Origin of the sequence: Janthinobacterium amylolyticum, from assembly GCF_051380655.1 — a bacterium.
GTDB lineage: Bacteria > Pseudomonadota > Gammaproteobacteria > Burkholderiales > Burkholderiaceae_D > Janthinobacterium.
Map to the genome: position 1 here is coordinate 382025 of NZ_JBNYXL010000007.1, position 16789 is coordinate 398813.

General features: G+C 61.4%; 17 protein-coding genes. 3 read left to right on the forward strand and 14 right to left on the reverse strand.

The features are described 5' to 3' along the window. Positions 1–29 precede the first annotated feature (29 nt). The 13 genes from ACQ4WR_RS17395 to ACQ4WR_RS17455 all read right to left on the reverse strand — a co-directional run bounded on the left by ACQ4WR_RS17395 (position 30) and on the right by ACQ4WR_RS17455 (position 12869). Positions 30–230: a heavy-metal-associated domain-containing protein gene (locus ACQ4WR_RS17395; protein WP_436488735.1), complete on the reverse strand. Its 201-nt coding sequence runs from the start codon at positions 228–230 to the stop codon at positions 30–32. 65 nt (positions 231–295) lie between these two features. Continuing rightward, positions 296–1237 (reverse strand): bestrophin family protein, encoded by a 942-nt coding sequence (locus ACQ4WR_RS17400; RefSeq protein WP_436488737.1) that lies wholly within the window; start codon positions 1235–1237, stop codon positions 296–298. A gap of 250 nt (positions 1238–1487) precedes the next feature. After that, positions 1488–1961, reverse strand: a complete 474-nt coding sequence (gene yidD, locus ACQ4WR_RS17405) for a membrane protein insertion efficiency factor YidD (RefSeq protein WP_436488777.1) — start codon at positions 1959–1961, stop codon at positions 1488–1490. A gap of 78 nt (positions 1962–2039) precedes the next feature. Beyond that, positions 2040–2714, reverse strand: coding sequence for a site-2 protease family protein (locus ACQ4WR_RS17410; protein WP_102294583.1), 675 nt, complete (start codon positions 2712–2714; stop codon positions 2040–2042). A 140-nt stretch (positions 2715–2854) separates the two neighbouring features. Then, positions 2855–4660, reverse strand: coding sequence for a PhoH family protein (locus tag ACQ4WR_RS17415; protein WP_436488739.1), 1806 nt, complete (start codon positions 4658–4660; stop codon positions 2855–2857). Between the two features lie 289 nt (positions 4661–4949). Beyond that, positions 4950–5420 carry a peroxiredoxin gene (locus tag ACQ4WR_RS17420; RefSeq protein WP_131370872.1) on the reverse strand — a complete coding sequence of 157 codons (471 nt, stop codon included), beginning with the start codon at positions 5418–5420 and terminating at the stop codon, positions 4950–4952. Positions 5421–5494: 74 nt separating this feature from the next. Next, complete coding sequence (locus tag ACQ4WR_RS17425) at positions 5495–6454, reverse strand: polysaccharide deacetylase family protein (protein WP_436488742.1); 960 nt, start codon at positions 6452–6454, stop codon at positions 5495–5497. Then, a complete protein-coding gene (locus ACQ4WR_RS17430; RefSeq protein WP_102294589.1) occupies positions 6454–7506 on the reverse strand; it encodes a bifunctional UDP-4-keto-pentose/UDP-xylose synthase in 1053 nt (350 codons plus the stop codon). Before ACQ4WR_RS17430 ends, ACQ4WR_RS17425 begins: the two co-directional genes overlap by 1 nt. Before the next feature lie 21 nt (positions 7507–7527). After that, a complete protein-coding gene (locus ACQ4WR_RS17435) occupies positions 7528–8445 on the reverse strand; it encodes a formyltransferase (protein WP_436488744.1) in 918 nt (305 codons plus the stop codon). After that, positions 8445–9440, reverse strand: coding sequence for a glycosyltransferase (locus tag ACQ4WR_RS17440; protein ID WP_436488746.1), 996 nt, complete (start codon positions 9438–9440; stop codon positions 8445–8447). The genes ACQ4WR_RS17435 and ACQ4WR_RS17440 overlap by 1 nt, the downstream gene beginning before the upstream one ends. A gap of 11 nt (positions 9441–9451) precedes the next feature. After that, entirely contained in the window at positions 9452–10588 is a 1137-nt protein-coding gene (locus ACQ4WR_RS17445; RefSeq protein ID WP_436488748.1) for a DegT/DnrJ/EryC1/StrS family aminotransferase, read from the reverse strand. A 218-nt stretch (positions 10589–10806) separates the two neighbouring features. Then, positions 10807–12480 carry a glycosyltransferase family 39 protein gene (locus tag ACQ4WR_RS17450; protein WP_436488750.1) on the reverse strand — a complete coding sequence of 558 codons (1674 nt, stop codon included), beginning with the start codon at positions 12478–12480 and terminating at the stop codon, positions 10807–10809. Next, the gene (locus ACQ4WR_RS17455) at positions 12477–12869 is read right to left on the reverse strand and encodes an Mth938-like domain-containing protein (RefSeq protein ID WP_102294594.1); all 393 of its coding nucleotides are present in this window, start codon (positions 12867–12869) and stop codon (positions 12477–12479) included. Before ACQ4WR_RS17455 ends, ACQ4WR_RS17450 begins: the two co-directional genes overlap by 4 nt. 408 nt (positions 12870–13277) lie before the next feature. Here ACQ4WR_RS17455 and ACQ4WR_RS17460 point away from each other — a divergent pair, with 408 nt between their 5' ends. Next, entirely contained in the window at positions 13278–14507 is a 1230-nt protein-coding gene (locus tag ACQ4WR_RS17460; RefSeq protein ID WP_092795327.1) for a pyridoxal phosphate-dependent aminotransferase, read from the forward strand. Positions 14508–14593: 86 nt separating this feature from the next. Continuing rightward, complete coding sequence (locus ACQ4WR_RS17465) at positions 14594–15916, forward strand: homoserine dehydrogenase (protein WP_102294597.1); 1323 nt, start codon at positions 14594–14596, stop codon at positions 15914–15916. A gap of 212 nt (positions 15917–16128) precedes the next feature. On the opposite strand, the gene ACQ4WR_RS17470 is transcribed toward ACQ4WR_RS17465, so the two are convergent. After that, complete coding sequence (locus tag ACQ4WR_RS17470) at positions 16129–16479, reverse strand: ribonuclease E inhibitor RraB (protein WP_102294599.1); 351 nt, start codon at positions 16477–16479, stop codon at positions 16129–16131. 132 nt (positions 16480–16611) lie between these two features. Between ACQ4WR_RS17470 and ACQ4WR_RS17475 the strand changes: the two genes are divergently transcribed. Further along, on the forward strand, positions 16612–16789 hold a 178-nt coding region (locus ACQ4WR_RS17475; protein WP_436488779.1), incomplete at its 3' end, for a transposase.

The window sequence follows — 16789 nt, forward strand, 5'->3', positions numbered from 1 at the left end:
GGCCGGCTGTCGTGACGCTGCTGTGGCGGTTACTGTGCGCTGCTAACGGGAAAGCCAGCGTCCACGATGGCGGCGCTGATGGCGCCCAGTTCGCTGGTCGATTCCACGGTGACGCGCTTGCTGGCCAGGTCGATCTGCACCTGGGCGGCGGGGTCGATGGCTTGCACCGCTTTCGTGACCGAGCCGACGCAATGGCTGCAGCTCATGTTTTCAACTTGTAACTGGTACATGGCAAGCACTCCTTGAATGGTTAAGTGTGTCCACTGTAAGCCTTACCCCAATGGTAAGGTCAAGCTTAGTGCAGCAGAAAATCGACGGCTTGCATGGGCGGCGGCACGTTCTCGTCCTGCAGGGATTCGCGCAGGCTGATGTCGATGGCGCGGCACATGGCCGACAGCGGCAAATCGTTGGCGTCTTCGCCGAACGGCTCCTCGATCTCGTCGCCCAGCGCATCGAGGCCAAAGAAGGTGTAGGCGACGATGGCGACGACGAAGGGCGTCATGAAGCCCAGCGAATCGACGAGACCGAAGGGCAGCAGGAAGCAGTACAGATACGCCGTGCGGTGCAGCAGCAGCGAATACGAGAACGGGATCGGCGTGCTGCGGATGCGTTCGCATGAAGCGCCCGCACCCACCATGGCCGAGACCGTGTTATCGATCTGCGTGGCGAGAATGCTGTCGATGCGGCCCTGTTTGACGCAGTCGGCCAGGTCGTGGCCCATCTGCATCATCAGGTAGTCGGACGGGTTCGACGCCTGGCAAGCCGCCTGCCACTCGGCCGGGCGCAGCAGCGGCTGCAAGTCGGCCGGGCCGCGCGTGTCGCGCAACTGGTGGCGCAGTGCGTGGCAAAAGGCGATGGTGCGGAAAATCATGCGCACGCGCACGTCATCAAGGCCCAGCTTCGCGTGGGCCGGCGTATCGCCGCGTATCATCGTCTGGCATTGGCGCGAGAAGTTACGGCTGCGCAAAACCAGTTCGCCCCACAGCTTGCGCGCTTCCCAGTAGCGGTCGTAGGCGGCCGTGTTGCGGAAGCCCAGGAAGATGGCCAGCGGCAAGCCGATCAGGGTAAACGGAATGGTGGTGAGGATGACCTTGTGGTCGAACAAGGTGCCATGGCACCAGGTGACGAGGGTGGCGATCAGGGTGTTGACGATGAGGGTGGTGCGGATGCGCGGCAGGACGGAGCCGCGTACCACCAGGAACAGCCGTAGCGCCGAAGGACGCTCGCGCACGATCATGCTGTTCTCCCTGTCGGGGCTTGGGCTGGCGGGGAAACGCGGGCTCGGTGGTCGTTAAAAGGGGTAAGACAGAATGGCAATGGCCGGGAACAAAAAGCCCGCGAGGTATGCGGGCTGAGCAGGGTGTACATGGGAGGCAGAGTAGAGGAGACGGCTTGAGTATAGGCCGCAGACTCGTTTCCAGCCAATTCACAGTGATAATGTGTATTATTCATTTCATGAATGAATATTTCATTTGTGGATATAAATTTCAGCTTTCCGGGGTCTGTCCCTGCCGTATCTTTTTGCGGTGTTCTTCCTGCTGCCGTTTCAGTGCGGCACTGGCTGCATAGTCATTGCGAAACCACGTCTTGCCTCGGCCCGGCCGGGAGCAATCAGCCAGGCTGGCCACGTCGGCGCAGTCGCAGGCACAGTCGACCATGGGTACGTCGCAATCGCAATACCCCGCCTGTGCCTGGCGGCGCGCATCGCGCCTTGCCTGCGGAAGCAGCGCGAGGTGCTGGCGATGCCGCTCGCCGCAGGCGCGCAAGCGGCGCTGCAACAAGGGCAAGCCTGCGCGCAAGCCATGGCGCGCGATGACCTTGTAGCCGTAGGCGGAACAGCTGTCGCGCCCCGTCAGCACGCGGTAGGCGCAGGAAAACCCCTTGTAGGGCGACAGGTAGCGCTGGTATGCGCGAATGGCCCACAGGGCCAGGCGTTTGCCGCAGGTGTCGAACGAGAAAATGCCAGCTCCTTTGTCGAGGGTGTCAAGACGATGCTGCGAGCATACGACAAGTGTCCAAAAAATAATAGCGCCAGCAGCCTAGGCTGCCATGCTTTTCCAGGCATGCCAGCCGAACGCCAGCAGCCACGCCAGCAAAACCGCCAGCCCCGGCAGCAGCAGCCACCGCGTCGCGTTTTCTTCCCACGCCACATACGGCTTGCCGCCGCGCGCGATGGCCAGCAGCGCCTGTCCCCCGTTCAAGCCGGCAAACGGCAGCAGGTTGAACGCGCACAGTTTCAATGACAGCACGGCGAACACCAGCGCAAAACCGTGCGTGCGCGCAAACGATTCGCCGGCATCCAGCAATGCCTGCGCCGTCGACAATGGCGCCAGCGCGCCGTGGATGATCTGTCCGAAGGCAGCGGCGAAAGCTTGCCAGCCTTGCGCCCCCAGGATCCCCAGCGACAAGGCCAGCAGCACGGACACGCCGCTCAGCGGCAGCAGTACCTGTTTCCACAGGGGCTGGAAGTTGTAGGCGTCAAGGCAGGGGTCGTCAACGTACAAGGTTTCCTCGCGCGTATCCTTCAGCAGCATATTGCCGGCCAGCGGCAGCAGCTTGAAGTGGACTTTCCCCACGGCCAGCAGGGTCGGGCCCACGCCATAGCTGATGCTGCGCACGGTGATGCCGAATGCGCGGGCGCAGATGGCCATGACGGAAATGTGGATGAGCATGAAGAGGATCAGGCAGAGCAGCAACTGGAAGGCGGGATGCATCGGGCTAGGTGTCCTGGAAAAAAGAGCGGTATTAGAACATGCCGCGAGGAAAACGCGCGCACATGAAAAAAGCCCCGCCGGCATCGCTGCAGGCGGGGCTTTCGATACTGAACGCGGCGGTTCAGCCGCGCGGATGCGACTTACAGCACTTCGCTGGCGTGGTCGGCCAGGCGCGAACGCTCGCCGCGGGCCAGGGTGACGTGGCCGCTATGCGACCAGCCCTTGAAGCGGTCGACCACATAGGTCAGGCCGCTGGAGCCTTCCGTCAGGTACGGCGTGTCGATCTGGGCGATGTTGCCCAGGCACAGGATCTTCGTGCCGGGACCGGCGCGCGTGACCAGGGTCTTGACCTGTTTCGGCGTCAAGTTCTGTGCTTCATCGATGATCAGGAACTTGTTCACGAACGTGCGGCCGCGCATGAAGTTGAGCGACTTGATCTTGATGCGCGAGCGGATCAGGTCTTGCGTTGCCGCCCGGCCCCATTCGCCGCCATCCGAGTCGGACTTGTTCAGCACTTCCAGGTTGTCGTCGAAGGCGCCCATCCATGGCGACATCTTTTCTTCTTCCGTACCCGGCAGGAAACCGATGTCTTCGCCCACCGGCACCGTCACGCGGGTGACGATGATTTCATTGTAGAGCTTGGTTTCCAGTACTTGCGCCAGGCCGGCAGCCAGGGCCAGCAGGGTCTTGCCGGTACCGGCCTGGCCCAGCAGGGTGACGAAGTCGCATTCCGGATTCATCAACAGGTTCAGGGCGAAGTTCTGCTCGCGGTTGCGTGCCGTCACGCCCCACACATTGTTCTTCGTGTGGCTGAAGTCGCGCAGGGTTTGCAGCACGGCCGTCTTGCCATTGATCTGTTTCACCTGGCCATAGAACGGCGCTTCGCCGTTTTTCGGTTCCAGGTAGATGAACTGGTTCACCAGCAGCGAAGGAATGAACGGGCCCGTCACACGGTAGAAGGTGGAGCTGTAGCCGTTCTTGCTTTCCTGCCAGGACTCCATGTCCTTGCCATGCTTGTTCCAGAAGTCGTCCGGCAATTGCACGATGCCCGAATACAGCAAGTCCGTGTCTTCCAGCACATGGTCATTGAAGTAGTCTTCGGCCGGCAAGCCCAGGGCGCGCGCCTTGATGCGCATGTTGATGTCCTTCGACACCAGCACCACCGGGCGGCCTTCCTGCTCCGCTTCCAGCGAGCGCACGACGGCCAGGATCTGGTTGTCGGCCTTGCCTACTGGTAAGCCTGCAGGCAGGTCGGCGCTTTGCAAACGCGTCTGGAAGAACAGGCGGCCCTTGGCATCCTTGTTGCCCAGCTTGGACAGCAGGATGCCGTGCTCGATGGCATCGTCGTCCGTGTTGCTGATCAGGGCATCCAGGGTGCGCGACACCTGGCGGGCGTTGCGCGCCACTTCCGTCATGCCCTTCTTGTGGTTGTCCAGCTCTTCCAGGGTCATCATCGGCAGGTACACATCGTGTTCCTCGAAGCGGAACAGCGACGATGGATCGTGCATCAGCACGTTGGTGTCGAGCACGAACAGTTTCGACAGGCCGCGCTGGTCGGCGGCGCGGCTGACGGACGACTTGAGCTGTACTTCGACCGCCTTGTGCTTGGCCGGATGTGGCTGCTCGGCTTGCTTGACGGACTTGATCGGCGCGACCTTGCCCTTGGCCGCCGGCTTGGCTTTGGCCGCAGGCGCGGCAGCGGCCGGCGCTGGTGCAGGTGTTGGTGCAGGTGCCGGCTTGGCGACCATCAGGGCCGCTACTTGCTTGATCTTCGTGGCCGCATTGCGGACCGGCTTGGCAACTTCGGCGATCGCCGCTTCAATAATCGGTGCAGCCACTTTCTTGGCTGCCGGGGTTTTGGTGGCCGGGCGCGCTGCGCCTGCGGTTGGGTAATCTTGGGTGGCCAGGATGGTGGCTGGCTTGCTCGGTAATTTTGGCAGTGGCATCAGGATCTCAATCAAAAAATTTCTGGAATGAATCGCCCATGGGCAGCCAGCTTCTGGCGGCACTTCTCATGGGGTGGATGCGGGGGAACAACAATGCTACAGGACGAATAACTGCCGGAAGGCCGGCAGCAAGGCCGGTCATGGACGCCGTCGGCGGGCTGGTGGCCCGCCTGGCGCAGTGGGTGGAGGCGCTTCGTTGACTCAAAATGGCGATAGGTACCGTGAACTGAACTGCGGTTGAACTAAGCTCGCTGGAAGCCGGCAACGCGCATGTGATCAGGACAGCTGATCATTTCAGATGCGCTACGAATTCCAGCACTTCTTCCACGTGAGTTGCGACCTTCACGCCTCTCCATTCTTTCACCAATCGGCCCTGGGCGTCAATCACAAACGTGCTGCGCTCGACGCCACGGACCGTCTTGCCATACATCTGTTTCATCTTCATGACGTTAAACAGCTGGCAAACGGCTTCGTCCGGGTCGGAAATGAGCTCGAACGGCAGCTCTAGCTTGGCCTTGAAGCTTTCGTGCGAGCGCAGGGAATCGCGGCTGATGCCGTAGATTTCCACGCCGGCGGCAACGAACTGCGGATAGGCATCGCGGAAGGCGATATTTTCAGTGGTGCAGCCCGGGGTATTGTCCTTCGGATAGAAAAACAGCACCGTGGCCTTGGCCGGACGGCCCAGCAACTGAAAGGTCTTGCCGCTGGTCATTGCGGCGGTAAAGTCGGGTATGCTAACGAGGGATTGGCTATCAGCCACAGGTTCTCTCCTGAACGGTGATCATCAGCGCTGTTTTTAACCTGGCAACGCATCCAGGTGCAACAATACAGCATTCAGGCCGCTTTGCCCTGCACAATCAGGCGTCCCGAACGGCCTGGCAATTCATCCCAGGTGATGGGGCAAACGGGCAAGTCCGTATTTTTTATCTTTTCATAATAATCGCCCATCGAGGCGAACTGATAGCCCTGGGCTTTCCAGCCAGCCAGCAGTTGCTCGAAAATGGGGGCAAGTTTCTGTCCTTCAAGTTCCGCATGCAAGGTATACACGTGATCGCGGGCATTATCCGCCGTCAGCGACAATATGTGCGCGGCAACATTACTCACCGTGATCAGTTTGCCGTCGATTTCGCAGCCCAGCAATTCATCCAGGGTGGGCAGGGTGGTGGGCAGTTGCACGCATTGCAGGATGGTGTTGCCATTGCGCACGCGGTGCGGGCCTTGCGCCGGCTGCGCCATGGCGCCGCGCGCGTCGAGCATGGCGCGGCCATCGGAAGCGTAGCGGTAGCCGGCAGTATCGTGCTCGACAAAGGCGCTGACATTCATTTGCCAGCCGGCCGCGCCGTGCGTGTGCGGCTCGCTGCCGAACACCTGCTCGTAGCGGTTGGCGGCCTTGCGCATCATGTTGATGGTCCAGGCGGCGTTGCGCTTGGCCACGTTGTCTTGCCACAGGGTGTGATCCCAGGTGTGGATGCCGCACTCGAAACCGGCATCGCGCACGGCGCGCAGTTGCGCCGCGCATTGCTTGCCGATATCGGGGCCCGGCAGCAAGGTGCCGTACATCAATGTTTTCAAGCCGTAGTGCTCGACCACCGAGGTGCGCGATACTTTGCTGAAAAAACCGGGCCGCAGGGCGCGCCGCAAGGCCCAGCCCGTATGATCGGGGCCCAGCGAGAACAGGAAAGTGGCGTTGGCCTGGTGCGCCAGCAACATGCGCACCAGGTTGCCCATGCCTACACGGGTGCCGCGATAGGTATCGACGTCGATCTTCAGGGTCAGGAACGGCTTGCTCAACATTAATCCATCAGGGCTTTGGCTTGGGCTACCTGGCTGCGGTAGGCGTCGAAAATATTGCGCAGGGAATCGGCCATGGAGGTGGATGGCGCCCAGCCCAGCTCGTCGCAGGTATTCGTGATTTTCGGCACGCGGTTCTGCACGTCCTGGTAGCCGGCGCCGTAGTACGCGCCCGAGGTCGTTTCGACGATTTTCACGTGTTTCGCGCCTTCGGCGTATTCCGGGTACTCGGCGGCCAGGGTCAGCATCATGCCGGCCAGGTCGCGGATGGAGTAATTGTTGACCGGATTGCCAATGTTGTAGATCTTGCCGCTGGCGATGCCGTTCTTGTTGGCGATAATGCGCATCAGCGCATCGATGCCGTCGTCGATGTAGGTGAACGCGCGTTTCTGCGCGCCGCCGTCGACCAGCGAGATGTTTTCGCCGCGCACGATGTGGCCGAAGAATTGCGTGACCACGCGCGAGGAACCTTCTTTTGGCGTATGGATCGAGTCCAGACCGGCGCCGATCCAGTTGAATGGACGGAACAGGGTGAAGTTCAGGCCTTCCATGCCGTAGCCCCAGATCACGCGGTCCATCAGCTGCTTGGCGTTCGAATAGATCCAGCGCGGCTTGTTGATCGGGCCGCAGATCAGTTCCGAGTTTTCCGGATCGAATTCCTCGTCATGGCACATGCCATACACTTCCGAGGTCGACGGGAAGACCAGGTGCTTGCCGTACTTGGCGGCCGAGCGCACGATCGGCAGGTTGGCTTCGAAGTCCAGTTCGAATACGCGCAGCGGCTGCTTGACGTAGGTCGATGGCGTGGCGATGGCCACCAGGGGCAGGATCACGTCGCATTTCTTGACGTGGTACTCGACCCATTCCTTGTTGATCGTGATGTCGCCTTCGAAGAAATGCATGCGCGACTTGTAGTTGTCGTCTTCCAGCAATTCGCTGATGCGGTCCGTGTTCATGTCCATGCCGTAGACATGCCAGTCGGTGGTTTCCAGGATGCGCTTGGACAGGTGGTGGCCGATGAAGCCGTTGACGCCTAAGATGAGGACTTTTTTCATGTGAGATTCTCTTGAGTGATATCAGTGTGTGCTGACGTGGGTGGTCAGACTCGCTTGCAGTTGCTGAGCCGAAATCGGCTCCCCGGCAGCCCTCAGCGCGGAAATGGCCAGCATGCGGCCGTCTCCGCAGACGCCAAAGATGCAATTATCCACTACCGCCAAGCCCGGTGGCAAACTTCCCGCAGGCAGTGGGCTTAAACGGGCTTTTTCGATGATGTAAATGATATTGTTGACTTCGGTAAATGCGCCCGGATACGGCGGCGCGACGGCCCGGTGCAGGTTGTAGACTTGCTGCGCCGGTAATGTCCAGTCGATGCGGCCGTCTTCCGGCGTGCGTCCGCCAAAGTAGCCGCCCTGGCGCAAATCGTTAAGCTGGCGCGACGCCGTGCCTTCCAGCAAGGCGGGCAGCACGCCCCACAGGGTTTGTTCCGCCGCTACGGTGACCTTGCCGAAGACTTCAAAGGCCGTGTCGTCGGGCAGGATGGGCACGGCCGTCTGCGCCACGATGGCGCCTGCGTCCGGCTTGACCGTCATCTCGTGCAGGGTGGCGCCCGTCTGCGTGGCGCCATGCAGCACGGCCCAGTTGACGGGCGCGCGGCCGCGGAATTGCGGCAGCAGCGAACCGTGCATATTGTAGGCGGGAGCGACTTCCAGGATGCTAGCCGGCAGCATGTGGCGGTAGTAAAAACTGAACAGCATGTCCGGCCGGGCCGCCTGCACCTGCGCCAGCAGTTCGGGCGAACGGGCGTCGCCCGGCGTGATGTACGGGATGCCTTCATCGCGGCACAGGCTGGCGACGGATTCGAACCACAGGTTTTCCGTGGGGCTGTCTTCGTGCGTGACGACCAGGGCGATATCGACGCCGCCTGCCAGCAGCACCTTGATGCAGCGCACGCCGACGTTGTGGTAGCCGAAGACGACGGCGCGTGGCGCGGCCATCAGCGGGCCACCTGGCGCTTTTCCAGGCGCACGTGCGGTTCTGCTTCCGCTTGCGCCTGGGCCATGCCGTCCTGCAAGATGGTTTGCACCACGTAGCGGGGACGGGCGCGCACTTGCTGGAAGATGCGGCCCACGTACTCGCCCACCAGGCCGATGCCGAACAGGATCACGCCCATGAAGAAGAAGGCGATGGCAAACAGCGTAAACACGCCTTGCGCCTCGGCGCCGAACAGGAAGCGGCGCGCCAGCAGATAGATCACCAGCACGGCCGAACTGAATGACAGCAGCATGCCCAGCATCGAGAAGATTTGCAGCGGGATCAGCGAAAAGCCCGTCACCAGGTCGAAATTCAGGCGGATCAGGCTGTACAGCGAATATTTCGACTCGCCGGCCGAGCGTTCCTCGTGCTCGACGGTAATTTCCGTCGGCTTGCGGGCGAAGGTGTAGGCCAGCGCCGGCACGAAGGTGTTGACTTCCGCGCACTGGTTGACCAGGTCGATCACGTTGCGGCCATACGCGCGCAGCATGTTGCCCTGGTCGGTGATCTTGATATTGGTAATGCGCTCGCGCAAGCGGTTCATCAACTTCGATGCCAGCGTGCGCCAGGCGGAATCTTGCCGCTTGCGCCGGATCGAGCCCACGTAATCGTAGCCTTCACGCATCTTCGCCACCAGGTTGCCGATTTCCTCGGGCGGGTTTTGCAGGTCGGCGTCGAGCGTCACCATGATCTCGCCGCGCGATGCCTCGAAGCCGGCCAGGATGGCCATGTGCTGGCCATAGTTGCCGTTGAAGAGGACCACGCGCGTGACGTCGGGGCGCTGGCGGAACTGTTCGGCCAGGATGGCGACCGAGTTGTCGCGGCTGCCGTCGTTGATGAAGATAATCTCGTAGCTCGTCTGCAAGGCATCGAGGGCCGGATACAGGCGGGCGAACAGGCTGGCCAGGCCATCCTGCTCGTTGTAGATTGGAATGATAATGGACAGTTCAGGTTTCATCGGCGCGCTGCTCACTTGATGAGAATGGATTTGACGGTGGCGACGGCGCGTTCCACGTCCTGTGTGGTCATGGCGTAGAACATGGGCAAGGTCACGGTCAGGCGGCCGATCTTTTCCGAGACGGGGAACATGCCTTCGGTAAAGCCGCGTTCGCGGTACAGGGTAAACAGGTGGATCGGTGCGTAATGATAGCCCGTTCCCACGTTTTGCTGCGCCATGGCCTGCATGAAAGCGGCGCGCGTGCCGGGGCCCTGATCGGGCAGGATGATCTGGAACAAATGCCAGTTGCTGTTGTCAAAGTCCTGCACGGGCAGCTGGGCGCCGCTGGCCGCCTCGAAGTCGCTGCCGAACTGCGCAAAGTAATGGCGCGCCAGCGCGCGGCGGTGGGCCGTGATCGCGTCGACATTGGCAAACTGGCCCAGGCCGATGGCGGCCATGATGTCGCTCATGTTGTACTTGCCGCCCAGCACGTCGACATCGATGCCGTCGACGCCGCTGCGCGTGACGCCCTGCAGCCGGTATTTTTCGGCCAGCCGCGCCTCTTCCAGGTTGTTCAGCACCAGCGCGCCGCCTTCGCCCGTGGTGATGTTCTTGTTGGCCTGGAAGCTGAACGAGACGAAGTCGCCGAACGAACCGATGCGCTTGCCCTTCCACTCGGAGCCGAAGGCCTGCGCCGCGTCTTCCACGACGCGCAGCTTGTACTTGTCGGCAATCGCATACAGGCGGTCCATGTCGACGGGCAAGCCCGACAGGTAGACGGGGATGATGGCTTTTGTGCGGGGCGTGATGGCCGCTTCCAGCTTGTCGAGGTCGATATTCCGGGTGACGGGATCGATATCGGCGAACACGGGCGTGGCGCCCACTTCGATGATGACATTCGCCGTCGCTACCCACGACACGGGCGTGGTGATGACTTCGTCGCCTGGCCCGATGCCAGCGATGCGCAGTGCGATTTCCATGGTGCAGGTGCCCGAATTGAAGGTGCGCACGGGGCGTCCGCCAAAGTATTCGGACAGCTGGGCTTCAAAGGCCTGCACTTTCGGGCCGCTGGTGATCCAGCCTGAGCGCAGCACCTCGCCGACGGCGGCGATGGTTGCCTCGTCGATGGTGGGTTTGGAAAAAGGCAAAAAGGGCAGGGCAGAGGTCATGGGTCGCTCGTCTTGTTCTTGGGTAAATGTGTATCGGTGTATCGGCGTCGCGGCAGCCGCCGGCGGTAACAATGGCCGCAGGCTGGCATGACTATTTTAAAACGTTAATGTGACGGCGCAGCCGTTTCAGCGGGGACTTGCTTCGCTGATGCGGGGGCGGGGCAGGCGCGCCGGCGGACGCCGCCAGCGTGGCGCGCGTCCTGTTGTACGATTCTCTCTTACTTATTGGCAATTACCATGCGGCGGGCATCCTCGGCCACTACACGCATGGGAACGCCACGTTGCTGCAGTTCCTTGTACCGGTCCAGGCTGATAATGGCCATGTCGCGCACGCCGGCGTTGGCATCGTCGGTCCATTGCGTGATGAAAGGCTCGATGGTCGGTATGGACAGTTCCGGCTGCTGTTTCAGACCAAACGTAAACTCATCCCAGTAAGCGACGAGGATCACGGACCGCTGCAAATAATAGGTCAGCGACTGTTCATAGATGCCTACCGAATAGAGCTTGGTATCGGCCGTCAGCTCGGCCTGGATCTGCGGCAGCAGATCGGTACCCGCGCGGTTCTGGCCATACAGCTCGGAGCCGGCCAGGATGCAGTGGGTCGCCAGGAAGCCGGCGCCGGCGATGGTCAGCACGGTCATGTCGCGGCGCAGCTGACGCGCATGCAGCAGGGCCAGCGCGCCGCCGGCCAGGGCGAAGAAACCGGCCGCCATCAGCCAGGGCTGATAGCCTTTCAGGGCGATCAGGGCGGCGGGATCGCGCGCGCTGGCCTTGCCGAAGGCGATCGGACCGCCGATCAGGATGGCCGCACCCAGCACGCACAGCAGGCTGGCGGCCAGCATGCGCTGGCGCCGCGAGGCCGATTCCAGGAACAGCGCGATCAGCAGCGCCAGGGCCGGGAAGACGGGCACGATGTAGCCGGGCAGCTTCGAGGTGGAATAGCTGAAGAAAAAGAAAATGAACACGGCCCAGATCAGCAGCATCAGGCGCGGCTGGAAGGCGCCTTCCTGGCGCTTGAAGGCGGCCGCCAGGCTTTGCGGCAGCACGCCTATCCATGGCAGGATGCCGGGAATGAGGAGGATCAGGAAATAGTACCAGGCGCCTTCGCGCTTGTGGCCCTTCATCAGGAAGCGCTGGAAGTGCTCGTGGACAAAGAAGAAATATGGCTGTTCGGGATTGCGCTGGGCCACCAGCACGAACCACGGCGTGGCGATGGCGAAGAACAGCAGCAAGCCCTTGACCAGGTGCAAGCGGGTCCAGATGCGCCAGTCGCGTGCGCACAGCGAGTACAGCACCAGCACGCCGCCAGGCAGCACGATGCCGATCAGGCCCTTGGACAGCACGGCCAGCGCCATGCCTGCCCAGCACACCAGCATCCAGTTGCGCCGCTCGGTTTCGCTTGCCTCGTCGCGCTGGGCCACCAGCAGGCTGGCCAGGGTAACCGTCATCATGCCCGACAGGCCCATGTCCAGCGAATTGATCTGGCCCGACGCGAGCCAGAACAGGCTCGATGCCAGCACCAGGCCGGCATACAGGCCCACGCGCGGACCGAAGACGCGCTTGCCGGCATACGCCGTCATGCAGACGCCGATGATGCCGCACAGGCCCGTCCACAGCCGTGCCTGCCATTCACCCAGGCCGAAGGCGGCGAAAGTGAGCGCGTTCATCCAAGTTTGCAGCGGCGGCTTTTCAAAGTATTTGATGCCGTTCAGGCGCGTGGTGATCCAGTCGCCCGTGACGAACATTTCGCGCGCCATCTCGGCGTAGCGCCCTTCGTCGGGCGGCACCAGGGTGCGGATGCCCAGCGCATACAGGGTCACGACGATGAAGATGCCCAGCAAGGACCACATCAGCACGCGCGAGGCGTGCAGCTCGTTCACATTGATTTTCATTTGGCCTGGCCTGCGCCCGGTGCTAGGATCAGCGCCAGGGTCACCTTGCGGCCCTCGCCCATGAGGATATTGTAGGTGCGGCAGGCGGCCTGGCTATCCATGCATTCGACGCCGATGCGGCGCATGGTCAGCGCGGCCGTCAGCTTCGGATGCACGAAGCGCTGGCGTTCGCCCGTGCCGAGGATCACCACGTCGGGCGCATCTTCCAGAATTTGCGCGAAATGCGCTTCGCTCAGCTGCTCGAAACTGGCCACTTCCCAGGCGCGCGGCGGCGCTTCCGGCATGACGATCAGGCTATAGTGGTAGGGCTGGGCATTGATCTCCACGCCATTTTCATCGTAGCCTGTGACGGTTTGGTATTGTTGGGTACTGCTGGCATGGAGTTTCATGGCGATGTGAGAGCTGTTCGTGTCGGTTGATCGGTGCGCGCGCTGTGCGGATGGGCGCTGCGGCCAAGGGCGTAAGCATGCCATAAATGACAGAAAAGAGCGACTGAAAAGCAACAACCTTTCCAATTTGCAATCTTCGCTGCAACGGTGGCACACGGCGCTTGCCATAGTAGTAGGCAAAGATTAAGGGAAGATGAAGATGACGCGGCGGAAAATGCCCGCGCGCGCCGCCGGGCGTGGCATAAACAGCGCGAAATGCTGCAATTTGCCATGTTTAATTTGATAAAATGGCCTGCTTTCGGCGAGAATGGTTGTTTTCGCATTGCAGTCTCACGGGTTCACAGTTCTGGCGCGGCTTTCATGCTGCAAGCGTAGGCCGGCCGCGCCGCATCACGACAGGGATTTATTTTGCGACCGATTCAGAAATCGAATAAATTGGCGGACGTCTGCTACGACATCCGCGGCCCGGTCCTGGAAAAATCCAGGCAAATGGAAGAAGAAGGCCACAAGATCACCAAGCTCAATATCGGCAACCTGGCCGTATTCGGCTTCGATCCGCCCGACGAGATCGTGCGCGACATGATGCTCAACCTGCAGAACGCGGCAGGCTACACGGATTCGAAGGGCATGTTCGCGCCGCGCAAGGCCGTGATGCACTACACGCAGGGCAAGAATATCGCCGGCGTCACCATCGATGACATCTACCTGGGCAATGGCGCCTCGGAGCTGATCGTCATGTCGATGAACGCGCTGCTCAACAGCGGCGATGAAGTGCTGGTGCCGGCGCCCGACTATCCGCTGTGGACGGCGGCCGTCAGCCTGTCCGGCGGCAATCCCGTGCATTATGTGTGCGACGAGCAGAACGAATGGTATCCCGACATCGACGACATGCGCCGCAAGATCACGCCGCAGACCAAGGCCATCGTCGTCATCAACCCGAACAATCCTACCGGTGCGCTATATCCGGTGGAAGTGCTGCTGCAGATCGTCGAACTGGCGCGCCAGCATCAATTGATCATTTTCGCCGACGAGATCTACGACAAGGTGCTGTACGACGAAGCCGAGCACGTGTCGATCGCCTCGCTGGCCGACGACGTGCTGTTCATCACCATGAACGGCCTGTCGAAGAATTACCGCTCCTGCGGCTACCGTTCCGGCTGGATGGTGGTCTCGGGTGAAAAGCGGCACGCCAAGGATTACATCGAGGGCCTCAACATGCTCGCCTCGATGCGGCTATGCGCCAACGCGCCGGGGCAGTTCGCCATCCAGACGGCGCTTGGCGGCTACCAGAGCATACAAGACCTGGTGGGGCCTGGCGGGCGCTTGTTGAAACAGCGCGACCTTGCGCACAAGCTGCTGACCGATATTCCGGGCGTCACCTGTGTCAAGCCGAAGGCCGCGCTGTACATGTTCCCGCGGCTGGACCCGGCCATCTACCCGATCGCCGACGACCAGCAGTTTGCCTATGAATTACTGGCCGAAGCGAAGGTCCTGATCGTGCAGGGTACGGGGTTCAACTGGATCGCGCCCGACCATTTCCGCGTCGTCTTCCTGCCCAATTCCGATGACCTGACCGAGGCCATGGGCCGCATCGCGCGCTTCCTCGAAGGTTACCGCAAGCGCCACAGCCGGGGCTGAGCCGGCCAGCAGCAATCTCGATCAACCATACCGATCAACCTGGCGCCGCCCTTGGCGGCGCCACTTAATGAGCAGTCAAGCACACTATGAAATCCATCAAGATCGGCCTGCTGGGCCTGGGCAATGTCGGCTTCGGCACGTTCAGTGTCCTGCAACGCAACCAGGAAGAAATCAAGCGCCGCGCGGGCCGCGGCATTGAAGTCGTCGCCGTCGCCGTGCGCGACGTGGCGCGCGCCGAAGCGCTCGTCGCCGGCGCCTGCAAGGTGGTCAACGACCCCGCCATCATCGTCAATGATCCCGAGATCGACATCGTCGTCGAACTGATTGGCGGCTACGACCTGTCGAAAACCCTGGTCATGCAGGCGATCGCCAATGGCAAGCACGTGGTCACGGCCAACAAGGCCCTGCTGGCCGTGCATGGCAATGAAATCTTCGCCGCCGCCCAGGACAAGGGCGTGATGGTGGCCTTCGAGGCGGCTGTCGCCGGCGGCATCCCCATCATCAAGGCACTGCGCGAAGGCTTGACGGCCAACCGCATCGAATGGATCGCCGGCATCATCAACGGCACCACCAATTTCATCCTCTCCGAAATGCGCGACAAGGGCCTCGATTTCGCCACCGTGCTGAAACAGGCGCAGGAACTGGGCTACGCGGAAGCCGATCCCACCTTCGACATCGAAGGCGTCGATGCCGCGCACAAGGCCACCATCATGTCGGCCATCGCCTTCGGCATCCCGGTGCAGTTCGACAAAGCCTACGTGGAAGGCATCAGCAACCTCAATGCCATCGACATCCGCTATGCCGAGCAGCTGGGCTACCGCATCAAGCTGCTGGGCATCACCAAGCGCACCACCGTCAATGGCGTGGAAGGCATCGAGTTGCGCGTGCATCCGACCCTGATCCCGGCCAAGCGCCTGATCGCCAACGTCGAAGGCGCGATGAACGCGGTGCTGGTGCATGGCGACGCCGTTGGCGCCAGCCTGTATTCGGGCCGCGGCGCCGGCGCCGAGCCGACAGCGTCGTCGGTGATCGCCGACCTGGTCGACATCACCCGCCTGGCGACTGCTGATCCGGAACACCGCGTGCCGCACCTGGCGTTCCAGCCGAATGCCATGACCAACATCGAAATTTTGCCGATGTCGGAAATCACCACCAGCTACTACCTGCGCATGCACGTGGCCGACCAGCCCGGCGTGCTGGCCGACCTGACGCGCATCCTGGCCGAACGCGGCATCTCGATCGACGCCATGCTGCAAAAAGAGCCGGCCGAGGGCGAGACGCACACGGACATCATCATGCTGACGCACCAGACGCAGGAAAAGAACGTCACGGCTGCCATCGAGAAGATGGAAGCGTTGAACAGCGTGGTGGGCACGGTCACCAAGATCCGCCTGGAAAACCTCAGCTGAGCGTTTGCAGCGAGCCATGCAAAACGGCGCCCGCGGGCGCCGTTTTTTTTATGCGTGATGTTGCCGGATGACGGCGCCCACGTCCATGTGGTCATGGCCAGTAGGTCGAATTGGTGCGGCAAGGCCGCACGTCATCCGACAACCTTGTTGGCATGGCCGATGGTGCTGTCGGATTACGGCCCTTCGGACCTGACGACCTGCTCGTACACCGCTCAATGTGCGGCGACGGGGCCGACGTCCATGCCGTCATAGCTGGCCAGCTGGTTTTCCTGCGCAAACGCCATCAGTTCGCCATTGCGCGCGTGCAGGCTGTCGACGCCGTGCACTTCGGCCTTTTCCACGTGCAGCACCCAGACAGGGGCGGCGGCAGGATCGTCGAGTTCCGGCTGGTACAGTTCCACCGGGCGATAGCCCTCGACCGCCAGCAGGGCGGCCGCCTGTTCCAGCGGTGCGGACGTGGGGTTGGTGAAGTAATAGCCCCACAGCAGCGGCTGGGACAAGTCCCACGGCGCGTTCTCGGCGATATTGGCAAACAGTTCGGTTACGTCGTCTTTGGTCATCATGGCTAGGTGCCTTCCTTGAAATCTCAGGGCGCGATCTTAACATCGGTGCCGCTTGCAAGTCATTCGCGCATAAAAAAACCGGCTTTGCTGAACTGAACCCCAAAAGTTGGACACCAACTTTTGGGGTTTTTCATGTCGAAGTACAGTGAGCAATTTAAGCTCAGCATTATCGAGCAATATTTGTCCGGTTCGTTGGGGTATAAACAGATTGCCGACAAGCACAATCTTCATCATTCAACTGTGAGATTGTGGATTAAATTGCATGCAGCGCATGGTATTGGCGGTCTGGTAAAAAAGTTCAGCCATTACA